The following is a 3929-nucleotide window of genomic DNA, read 5'->3' on the forward strand; positions in this document are numbered from 1 at the left end:
GTAGATGCCTTCGGCGCGGTCGATCAGCGGCCGGCGCAGGCTGGACAGATAGAACAGATGCGAGTCTCGCCGGGCTTCGGTTTCTTGAACGGCGGATTGGACTTTCGACATGTCAGGGCTTTCCGAGGTAACGATCGAGGACATTTTTCGTGACGCGTTCGACCATCGGGTCCTGTCTTAGCAGGCCGGCGACCCATTCGCAGCTTCCGGCATGGAACACCTCGCCCTTGCCGCGCGGGAAATTGACGATCATGCCGTTGCCGCGTTTGACCTTTTCCAGATTGGCGTCGCTCGCCTCGCCAAACAACGTTTCGGCGGTGAAGCGGCCGTCTTCGTCGGTGAGGAACTGGTCCTCGATCGGGATATCGGCGCTTTCCTCGACCTGGGATGCCATGCCGACGGCGAGAACCTGCAGGCCATCTGGCGCGCCGCTGGTCGCAGTCGGGTAGGGCAGGCCGCCGCGTATCTCGAAGTCGAGCCCGTCGACCTCATAGCCATAGACATGGCTGTCGGCGCCCAGCAGGTCGCCATAGTAGATGCCGGTGCCGGCGAAGGCCCAATGCTCGGGCCGGTAGACCGGGAAACCACGCACGCCGCGCGGTGCACAGCCGCCCCAGCCGGCATAGACACCGCGCGTCGCGTTGAGCCCGAAGGTCGCCGAACCCGGCCGGCCGATTTCCGGCGCCTCCCAGGAATTGGTGGCACGGGTGACGTCGCCGTCTGGGAGATAGGCCGGATCTTCGGCACGCGAGCGATATTTGTAGCAGACCTGCCGGCGGCCCTCGTCTTCGAACCGCGTCTGCCACATGAAATTGCCGGCAAAGCGCGCCGCATGGCCGCCGCGGGTCACATAGGCGTCGACGGCATCGCGCATTTCCCAGGTCCAGTATTCGTCATGGCCGACGAACACGGCGCAGTCATAGCCGTCGAGAATTTCCGGCGAAAAATGCAGATCATGCTGGCTGGCGAGATCGACTTGATAGCCGGCCCGCTCGGCGAAGCGGAAAAAATGGCTGTCGTAGCTGGCCCAGCCGGACGAAGCGTATTTCTTCGAATGGCCGGTGGCGAGCGCCCACTCCATGTGCGGATAGCGCGGCACGGTCTTCGGCGGCACAGCGACCTCCAGCGGCACACGCGGCGCATCCTTGGGCAGCACGACGAAGCCACGGCACCAGGGGCGCTGCGTCGAGACGATGGGCGAATACTGGTTGCGATCCGGCCCGGTGATGCCCTGATAGTGGTTGGAGCCGCCCCAGGTGTTGTAGGCCAGCCATGTGCCTGTCGCCGCCACCTGGAGCACGCGGCCAGGTTTGCGGCCCGGCTGCGGGCAGACGATGAAAATATGGTGGCATTGGATCGGCTTGCCGTCGAGCCCGTCGGCGGTCAGCGTGACCCGATAGGCGCCGGACGGCCAGCCCGCTCCGACGCGAAATTCGAAGGATGGGTCCCAACCGCAGCCTTCAGCCGAACACTGGTCGGGTGTGTCCTGCCAGCGTGCCGCGATGCCCGATTTCTCGAATACTTTGTTTTCGCTGCCGCCATCTCGGGTGATTGTGATGCCGAACGTCGCAGCTGTCGAACTGACATGCAAAGCCACCGTTTCGCCGGCGCGATAGGAAAACCGGTCGCTGTAGCACCAGATCTCGCCGCGCTCGCCATCCATGCCTGGCCACTCGTAATAGTGGCCGCGCACCGCGTGGCGGCGCTGCTCCGGCGTCAGTCCGAAATCGGGGAATTCCGTGTTTGGGCTGGTCATGGTCATACTCAGGCGGAAAGATATTTCTTGAGGAAGCTGCGCGTGCGGTCCTTCTGCGGCGCGCGGAACATGTCGCCGGGCGGGCCTTCCTCGACGATCACGCCGTCATCCATGAACAGCACCCTGTCGGCCACTTCGCCGGCAAAGCGCATCTCATGCGTTACGATGAGCATGGTCATGTGTTCGGCGGCAAGCTGTTTCATCACCGCGTTGACCTCGTCGACCAGTTCCGGATCGAGCGCCGAGGTGGCTTCGTCGAACAGCATCACCTTGGGCTGCATCGCCAGTGCACGGGCAATGGCCACACGCTGCTTCTGGCCGCCCGAAAGCCGCGAGGGGTAGGCGTCGATCTTGTCGGCGAGCCCGACCTTGGACAAGAGGCTATGCGCCAGCGCATGCGCGTCACTTTTGGTCATGCCTTTTAGGATGATCGGTCCCATGGAAATGTTCTCGATCACGGTCAGATGCGGGAACAGATTGAAGTGCTGAAACACCATGCCCATCTGCTGGCGCACCTTGTTGATGTGCCGCTCGAAGGCATGGCCGTGCAGCTTCTGGTTGACCTGCACGCCGTCGAGCCAGACTTCACCGGAGTCCAGGGATTCCAAATGGTTGATGGAGCGCAGCAGCGTGCTCTTGCCGGAGCCACTCGGGCCGATGATGGCGACGATCTGCCCGCGATCGACCGACAGGCCTATGCCTTTGAGAACCTCGACGGCGCCAAACGATTTGCGCGCGCCGCGAACCTCGACCATTGGCCGCTGCGTGCTCATCGGGAAACCTCCACATGTCTTTCAAACCGACGCAAAGCCGCCTCGAGCACAAGATTGAGAATGTAATAAAGCGCCGCTGCGGTGATGTAGAACTCGAACGGTCGGAACGTTTCGCTGATCGCCAGCTGGGCCGAATGGACCAACTCGGCGATGCCGATGACCGAGACGATCGAGGATTCCTTCAACAGCGCGATCAGATTACCGCCGATCGGTGGTGCCGTGTTGCGGATGGCTTGCGGTATCACGACATGGCGCAGCGTCTGCCACTTGCCGAAGCCGATGCTGCGCGCACCCTCCGTCTGGCCGACATCGACGGCCACGATGCCGGCGCGGATGATGTCGGCATTGTAGACGGCAAAGTGCAGGCCGAGCCCAACAATGCCGGCGGCAAGGGCAGGAATGTCGATGCCGATCTGCACCAGGCCGAAATAGATCAGGAACAGCTGCAACAGCAGCGGCGTGCCCATGAACACCCACATGAGCGCGCGCACGGGATAGGCAACGATCTTAGGGGCGTAGAGCACGATGACCGCGAACAGGATGCCGCCGACGAAGCTGAGTGCGCCCGCCGAGACCGTCAGCACCGCCGTCCACCAGGCACCAATCAACAGAAGGTCCCAGTAGGGCGCGACGACGGTGAAATCCAAACCTTGCATCGTGCTCTCCGGTCAGACGATGGCGAAGCGTTTGTCGAGCAGGTCGACGATCCGCGCAACCGCGTAGACCATGATCATGTAGAGCAGGGCTGCAACGCCGAATATCTCGAACGGCTTGTAGGTGGAGCCGATGAAGCGCTGGGCGGTGTAGGTCAGTTCGACGACTGAAATGGTCGACACAAGTGCTGATCCCTTCAACAAAGCAACCGTATTGACCCCGAGCGGCCGGATCATCAGCCGTGCGGCCTGCGGCAGCACGACCTTGCGCAAGGTCTGGAAACGGCTGAAGCCTGTTGTGCGGGCGGCCTCCGTCTGGCCCCTGTCGACCGCGACCAGCGCACCACGGATCGATTCCGCCATATAGGCGCCGATGTTGAGACCGAGGCCGATAACGCCGGCGGCGAACGGCTCCAGATTGATGCCGATCTGCGGGCCGCCGAAATAGAGCACGAAGAGCTGGATCAGGCACGGCGTGCCGCGAAACAGGCTGACATAGAGCGTGCCGATGGTCCGCAGGATTGCCGATTTCGACATCTTGGCGGCCGCGGCCAATGAAGCAGCCGCGAGGCCCAGGACCAGGGCCAACACCGTGATCTCGATCGTCACCAAGGCGGCCTCCACGAAGAACGGGAAGACGCGCTGCATCAAGGAGAAATCCATGAAAGGGTCCAGCAGGAGTAACGCTCGGCTTCAGGCGGCTTTGCTCGCCTGAAGCCAGGAGAGATCAGCGGCTGTCGCTGCGGA

The 3929-nt window shown here is 62.6% G+C and carries 4 protein-coding genes; all 4 read right to left on the bottom strand.

Going from position 1 to position 3929, the window contains the following annotated elements; translation table 11 throughout:
* Positions 1-112 precede the first annotated feature (112 nt).
* Genes EN994_RS21355 through EN994_RS21370 form a run of 4 tightly spaced genes read right to left on the bottom strand, consistent with a single transcriptional unit; the run spans position 113 to position 3845 of the window.
* Positions 113-1756 carry a N,N-dimethylformamidase beta subunit family domain-containing protein gene (locus EN994_RS21355; protein WP_063170215.1) on the bottom strand — a complete coding sequence of 548 codons (1644 nt, stop codon included), beginning with the start codon at positions 1754-1756 and terminating at the stop codon, positions 113-115.
* Between the two features lie 8 nt (positions 1757-1764).
* Positions 1765-2529: an amino acid ABC transporter ATP-binding protein gene (locus EN994_RS21360; protein ID WP_063167835.1), complete on the bottom strand. Its 765-nt coding sequence runs from the start codon at positions 2527-2529 to the stop codon at positions 1765-1767.
* Complete coding sequence (locus tag EN994_RS21365; protein ID WP_013532096.1) at positions 2526-3185, bottom strand: amino acid ABC transporter permease; 660 nt, start codon at positions 3183-3185, stop codon at positions 2526-2528. Before EN994_RS21365 ends, EN994_RS21360 begins: the two co-directional genes overlap by 4 nt.
* A 12-nt stretch (positions 3186-3197) precedes the next feature.
* Positions 3198-3845 carry an amino acid ABC transporter permease gene (locus tag EN994_RS21370; protein ID WP_127307789.1) on the bottom strand — a complete coding sequence of 216 codons (648 nt, stop codon included), beginning with the start codon at positions 3843-3845 and terminating at the stop codon, positions 3198-3200.
* Positions 3846-3929 lie beyond the last annotated feature (84 nt).

The sequence above is a fragment of the Mesorhizobium sp. M7A.F.Ca.CA.002.09.1.1 genome (assembly GCF_003998555.1).
Classification (GTDB): Bacteria; Pseudomonadota; Alphaproteobacteria; order Rhizobiales; family Rhizobiaceae; genus Mesorhizobium; species Mesorhizobium ciceri.